We start from the raw sequence: 996 nt of genomic DNA, 5'->3' as shown, positions 1-996 counted from the left end.
AGGCGGCGCGTAGCTTGGCCACGGTGGCCGGCTCGGTGGCCCCCACCACCAGGCCCACCGTCGAATCGGTCAGTTCCTCGTCCATCAGCTTGGCCAGGCGGGCGGCCCAGTCGCTGATGGAGCCGCCGCGCGTCATGGCCGCGTCCTGCAGGCCGTGCACGGGCTTGTTGGAGGTTTTGGCCAGCGAAAAAACCAGCTTGCCGGGCCGCGCAAACGGCCGGATGGTGTCGTCGCCCATGTAGGGGTTCACAGTCACGCCATCGGCGCCCACCACGTCGTAGGTGAAGCGGGCGTACTGCTCGGCGGTGTTGGCGATGTCGCCGAATTTCCCGTCCAGAATCACCGGAATATCCTTGGGAATATCGCGCACGGTTTGCTGCAACAGCGCCACACCGTTTTCCCGGCTCAGGAAGAAGGCAAGGTTGGGCTTGAATGCAGCTGCGTAGGGAGCCGCTTCGGCAATGACTTCGCGCAGGCGGCGGGCCACGGTGGCGTCGTCGCCGGTGGGGTCGAGGCCGACGCAGAGCAGAGAATTAGCGGCTTGAACGCGGGCAATGAGTTTTTGCATGGGAGCAGGTTGGGTGGGAATGGGAGGTTGAGTTAAAAGTTAAAAATGATGAGTTAAAAGCAGATATCCAATTTCAATTCATCACTTTCATCTGCTCCAACTGCAACGCGGCCAAGCTACTGAGATACCGGGGCGCTGTGCGCCACCTCGGCCGCCAGTCGCGCCGTAAGGCCCGGCGACAGCCATTCGCCGCTGGCCACCTGCACGGCCTGGGCGCCCACGCGCAGGTAGTCCTGCACGTCGCGGAGGGTGAAAATGCCCCCCGTGCCGAAGATGGGCAGCGTCAGTTTCTCGTCATTCGCCAACTCCCACACGCAGCGCAGCGCCAGCGGCCGCAGCGCCTCGCCCGAGAGACCACCCACCAGCGGGGCGGCAATGCTATCGGCGGGCAGGTGCAGTACTTTCAGCGTGTTGGTGGCGGCCAGGGC

The 996-nt window shown here is 64.2% G+C and carries 1 protein-coding gene and 1 pseudogene; both read right to left on the bottom strand.

The window, feature by feature from the left end; all coding sequences use genetic code 11:
- The coding region (gene pyrF, locus ACYVDE_RS24150) for an orotidine-5'-phosphate decarboxylase (RefSeq protein WP_460504067.1) at positions 1 to 568 on the bottom strand (568 nt) is incomplete at its 3' end.
- Positions 569 to 684: 116 nt separating this feature from the next.
- Positions 685 to 996, bottom strand: a pseudogene (locus ACYVDE_RS24145) (hypothetical protein); the annotation flags it as partial.

It is taken from the genome of Hymenobacter agri (assembly GCF_054778495.1).
The sequence above is the reverse complement of the archived record's forward strand: the minus strand, read 5'-3'. Positions and strand labels throughout refer to the sequence as shown.